Origin of the sequence: Enterococcus sp. HMSC078F03, assembly GCF_001811595.1 — a bacterium.
Classification (GTDB): domain Bacteria; phylum Bacillota; class Bacilli; order Lactobacillales; family Enterococcaceae; genus Enterococcus; species Enterococcus faecalis.
In genome coordinates this window covers 1-5,268 of sequence record NZ_KV805559.1, presented here as the reverse complement: position 1 = coordinate 5,268, position 5,268 = coordinate 1, and the positions used below count along the sequence as shown (strand labels likewise).

At 34.0% G+C, this 5,268-nt stretch carries 4 protein-coding genes and 1 pseudogene; all 5 read left to right on the top strand.

What is annotated here, in order from left to right:
• Positions 1-284: 284 nt before the first annotated feature.
• Positions 285-368 (top strand): annotated as a pseudogene (locus tag HMPREF2810_RS16160) (MLS leader peptide); the annotation flags it as partial.
• Positions 369-416: 48 nt separating this feature from the next.
• Complete coding sequence (locus HMPREF2810_RS07225; protein ID WP_001814874.1) at positions 417-500, top strand: 23S rRNA methyltransferase attenuation leader peptide; 84 nt, start codon at positions 417-419, stop codon at positions 498-500.
• 124 nt (positions 501-624) lie between these two features.
• On the top strand, positions 625-1,362 hold the full coding sequence (gene erm(B), locus HMPREF2810_RS07220) for a 23S rRNA (adenine(2058)-N(6))-methyltransferase Erm(B) (protein WP_001038790.1): 738 nt from the start codon (positions 625-627) through the stop codon (positions 1,360-1,362).
• 354 nt (positions 1,363-1,716) lie between these two features.
• A complete protein-coding gene (locus HMPREF2810_RS07215; protein ID WP_000576156.1) occupies positions 1,717-2,271 on the top strand; it encodes a recombinase family protein in 555 nt (184 codons plus the stop codon).
• 3 nt (positions 2,272-2,274) lie between these two features.
• A complete protein-coding gene (locus HMPREF2810_RS07210; protein WP_001240982.1) occupies positions 2,275-5,193 on the top strand; it encodes a Tn3 family transposase in 2,919 nt (972 codons plus the stop codon).
• The last annotated feature ends 75 nt before the right edge of the window (positions 5,194-5,268 follow it).

Genomic DNA, 5,268 nt, shown 5'->3' with positions numbered 1-5,268 from the left:
GGGGTCCCGAGCGCCTACGAGGAATTTGTATCGATAAGAAATAGATTTAAAAATTTCGCTGTTATTTTGTACATTTAACTTGACGGTGACATCTCTCTATTGTGAGTTATTAGTGGTACAGTTTTCAACCGTTTTAATTATAAAAAAGTGGTGCATTTTTAAATTGGCACAAACAGGTAACGGTTATTGCAGGTGTATTTCTTATCTATGGGTTTAACATGGATTTTATCATTAAAATCATGAGTATTGTCCGAGAGTGATTGGTCTTGCGTATGGTTAACCCTAAAGTTATGGAAATAAGACTTAGAAGCAAACTTAAGAGTGTGTTGATAGTGCATTATCTTAAAATTTTGTATAATAGGAATTGAAGTTAAATTAGATGCTAAAAATTTGTAATTAAGAAGGAGGGATTCGTCATGTTGGTATTCCAAATGCGTAATGTAGATAAAACATCTACTGTTTTGAAACAGACTAAAAACAGTGATTACGCAGATAAATAAATACGTTAGATTAATTCCTACCAGTGACTAATCTTATGACTTTTTAAACAGATAACTAAAATTACAAACAAATCGTTTAACTTCTGTATTTATTTATAGATGTAATCACTTCAGGAGTGATTACATGAACAAAAATATAAAATATTCTCAAAACTTTTTAACGAGTGAAAAAGTACTCAACCAAATAATAAAACAATTGAATTTAAAAGAAACCGATACCGTTTACGAAATTGGAACAGGTAAAGGGCATTTAACGACGAAACTGGCTAAAATAAGTAAACAGGTAACGTCTATTGAATTAGACAGTCATCTATTCAACTTATCGTCAGAAAAATTAAAACTGAACATTCGTGTCACTTTAATTCACCAAGATATTCTACAGTTTCAATTCCCTAACAAACAGAGGTATAAAATTGTTGGGAATATTCCTTACCATTTAAGCACACAAATTATTAAAAAAGTGGTTTTTGAAAGCCATGCGTCTGACATCTATCTGATTGTTGAAGAAGGATTCTACAAGCGTACCTTGGATATTCACCGAACACTAGGGTTGCTCTTGCACACTCAAGTCTCGATTCAGCAATTGCTTAAGCTGCCAGCGGAATGCTTTCATCCTAAACCAAAAGTAAACAGTGTCTTAATAAAACTTACCCGCCATACCACAGATGTTCCAGATAAATATTGGAAGCTATATACGTACTTTGTTTCAAAATGGGTCAATCGAGAATATCGTCAACTGTTTACTAAAAATCAGTTTCATCAAGCAATGAAACACGCCAAAGTAAACAATTTAAGTACCGTTACTTATGAGCAAGTATTGTCTATTTTTAATAGTTATCTATTATTTAACGGGAGGAAATAATTCTATGAGTCGCTTTTGTAAATTTGGAAAGTTACACGTTACTAAAGGGAATGTAGATAAATTATTAGGTATACTACTGACAGCTTCCAAGGAGCTAAAGAGGTCCCTAGCGCCTACGGGGAATTTGTATCGATAAGGAATAGATTTAAAAATTTCGCTGTTATTTTGTACAATAAGGATAAATTTGAATGGTACCATAAACGACCGTTTATGGTACCTTTTCATTTTCCTGCTTTTTCTAAATGTTTTTTAAGTAAATCAAGTACCAAAATCCGTTCCTTTTTCATAGTTCCTATATAGTTATACTTAATGAGTTATGGTACATTTAAATTATAAAATTAAGGAGGTTTTTTTATGATTTTTGGCTATGCTCGAGTGAGTACGGATGATCAAAATCTTAGTTTACAAATTGATGCACTTACTCATTATGGAATTGATAAATTATTTCAAGAAAAAGTAACTGGTGCGAAAAAAGACCGACCGCAATTAGAAGAAATGATCAACCTACTACGTGAAGGAGATTCTGTTGTCATTTACAAGTTAGATCGAATTTCACGATCAACTAAACATTTGATTGAACTTTCTGAATTATTTGAAGAACTTAGTGTCAATTTTATATCTATTCAAGATAACGTAGATACTTCAACGTCTATGGGAAGATTCTTTTTCCGAGTTATGGCTAGTTTAGCAGAACTGGAACGGGATATTATTATTGAACGAACTAACTCTGGTCTTAAGGCAGCCAGAGTCCGAGGAAAAAAAGGGGGCCGTCCAAGTAAAGGTAAGCTATCAATTGATTTAGCTTTAAAAATGTATGACAGCAAAGAGTATTCTATTCGTCAAATTCTTGATGCCTCTAAATTAAGCAAAACAACCTTTTACCGTTACCTCAATAAAAGGAATGCTTAAGATATGGCTATGAAAAGAATTTTAACTACTTCACAGCGTGAACAACTTCTTTCTGTAGACCACTTATCAGAAGAGGATTTTAAAGCGTATTTTAGTTTTTCTGATTATGATCTGGAGGTTATTAATCAACACCGTGGAAAGGTCAATAAACTAGGATTTGCGATACAACTTTGTTTGGCCCGGTATCCTGGGTGTTCTTTAAGTAATTGGCCGATTAAATCAACCAGACTAACTTCTTATGTGAGTCGACAGCTCCATCTTGATGCAATTGATTTAAATTCATATGATCATAGAAATACACGTGCAAATCACTTCAACGAGATCTTAGAAGTATTCAACTATCATCGATTCGGTAGTGCTAATACACAAAAACAGTTAATAGAATATTTAATTGAACTAGCTTTAGAAAATGATGACTCTATCTATCTAATGAAAAAAACAATTGATTTCTTAACTCGAAAAAGAATTATTTTTCCATCTATAGCTACACTTGAAGACATTATAAGCCGCTGTCGAGATAAAGCAGAAAACAACTTATTTTCAATATTACTCTGTTCATTAACAGATATACAAATTGAAAAACTAGAGAGTTTGTTTCAAATTTATGAAGAGACGAAAATAACTAAACTCGCTTGGCTAAAAGACATTCCAGGTAAGGCAAATCCAGAAAGCTTTATGAGTATTTGTAAAAAAGTGGAAGTGATTGCTTCCATGGGACTCGGGACAATTAATGTCTCCCATATTAATCGGAACAGGTTTCTTCAGCTAGCTAGACTAGGGGAAAATTATGATGCATATGACTTCTCCCGTTTTGAGCTTGAAAAAAGATACTCTTTACTTATTGCTTTTTTAGTCAATCATCATCAATATCTGATCGATCAACTGATTGAGATTAATGACCGCATTTTAGCAAGTATTAAACGCAAAGGGACACGTGATTCACAAGAACAGTTAAAAGAAAAAGGAAAATTGGCTACTAAAAAATTGGAACATTATGCTTCTTTAATTGATGCTCTTCACTTTGCAAAAGATAATGATAGTAATCCTTTTGACGAAATTGAACGAATCATGCCTTGGGAAGATTTAGTACAAGATGGAGAAGAAGCTAAAAAAATTACAGGTAATAAAAATCATGGCTATTTAGAAATGGTTCGAAATAAAGCTAATTACCTCCGAAGATACACGCCAATGTTATTGAGGACCCTTTCGTTCAAAGCAACTCCGGCAGCAAATCCAGTCCTCATGGCCCTAACTCAACTAACTGATTTACACAATAGTGGTAAAAGAAAAATACCGGCAGATACTTCTACTGATTTTGTGAGTAAAAAATGGAAAAGCCTTGTTCGGCCAGAAGAGGGGAAAATAGATCGGTCTTACTATGAGTTAGTAGCTTTCACCGAGCTAAAGAACAATATTCGATCAGGAGATATTTCAGTTGAAGGAAGTATGATCCATCGAAATATTGATGATTACTTAGTTGATTTATCTGCTTGTATTGATTCAGAAACTATTCCAGACACGTTTGAGGACTATTTAAAGGATCGGGAAATAATTTTAGATTTACAGCTTCAATTTTATTCGACAGTTGATAAGAGAATTTCAAGAGCAAACCTTAAAAAGTTGGAAAAAGTTACACCTAGCGAAGCAGAAATATATAGAAAAAAACTTTATTCAATAATTCCTAAGATAAGGCTTAGTGATCTTTTAATTGAGGTGGACAGTTGGACCAACTTTTCACAAGAATTTAGTCATGATTCTACAGGGAAACCGCCGAGTGAACAAGAAAGAAAAATTATTTTTGCTGCTTTGCTGGGTTTAGGGATGAATATTGGTCTTGAAAAAATGGCCCAATCAACTCCTGGAATTTCTTATTCTCAGTTAGCCAATGCCAAACAATGGCGCTTTTATAAAGAAGCTCTGACTCGTGCTCAATCTGTTTTGGTTAATTATCAGTTAAAGCTTCCTGTTGCAGACTTTTGGGGTGAAGGAAAAACCACTGCTTCAGACGGAATGCGCGTCCCAGTGGGCGTCTCAGCTCTAAAATCCGATGTTAATCCACATTACAAAAGTATGGAAAAAGGAGCTACAATGATTCGATCAATAAATGATAGGCATACGACTCATCATATCGAGGTTGCTTCAACTAATACAAGGGAAGCTACTCATACCCTTGATGGCCTACTTTATCATGAAACAGATCTAGATATTGAGGAACATTTTACTGATACAAATGGGTATTCTGATCAGGTGTTTGGAATGACCGCATTACTAGGCTTTGATTTTGAACCTCGCATCAGAAATATAAAAAAATCACAATTATTTTCTATCAAATCACCTTCCTACTACCCTAACTTATCAGAAGATATAAGCGGAAAAATCAATGTAAAAATTATTGAAGAAAACTATGATGAAATTAAACGAATCGCCTATTCGATTCAAACAGGAAAAGTATCTAGTTCTTTACTATTAGGAAAGCTAGGCTCATACGCACGTAAGAATAGAGTAGCTCTTGCACTGAGAGAACTAGGTCGCATTGAAAAGAGCATTTTTATGATAGATTATATTACAGATAGTGAGCTACGGCGAAGGATCACTCATGGACTAAATAAGACAGAAGCGATTAATGCTTTAGCTAGAGAACTATTTTTTGGGCGACGCGGAAAATTTATGGAGCGCGATATTCGCCGACAACTTCAAAGTGCTAGTGCGCTTAATGTGTTAATAAATGCAATAAGTATATGGAACGCCGTCTACTTACAAGCAGCTTATAATTATCTCGTCAAAATAGATCCCGAAGTAACTAAGTATATGAAGCATGTATCTCCTATTAATTGGGAGCATATCACTTTTCTTGGAGAGTATAAATTTGACTTGTTATCTATTCCTAAACACTTAAGAGAATTGAATATAAAAAATAAATAGGCCTTGAAACATTGGTTTAGTGGGAATTTGTACCCCTTATCGATACAAATTCCCACTAAGCGCTCGGGACCCCTA